Genomic DNA, 279 nt, shown 5'->3' on the forward strand with positions numbered 1-279 from the left:
CGTATCCCAACATTTCGAAACAAATAGCGCAAATTTTTTCAAATCTCTCAGGGTTGGTGGAATCTCCAGATGCAATTCTCAATTCTACTAAAACATCTTCAATTTCTTTTTCGTTTTCTGAAACAGGCGATAGCAAAACTTCCTCATGTTCAATATCTTTTTGGGTAAAATCAACAATCTGTGCTCCTAATTCAGAAGTCTCGTAGTGAAAATGATCTAACTTTGTAACTAAATTTGCACTAAGGAGTAAATTAATCCTTTTTCTAATAGCATCTTTAC

At 33.3% G+C, this 279-nt stretch carries 1 pseudogene; it reads right to left on the reverse strand.

Annotated elements, in window-relative coordinates:
• Positions 1-279 (reverse strand): annotated as a pseudogene (locus MR160_RS34305) (restriction endonuclease); the annotation flags it as partial.

Origin of the sequence: Bacillus cereus group sp. BfR-BA-01382 (assembly GCF_022663475.1) — a bacterium.
In the GTDB taxonomy this organism is placed as follows: Bacteria; Bacillota; Bacilli; order Bacillales; family Bacillaceae_G; genus Bacillus_A; species Bacillus_A thuringiensis_S.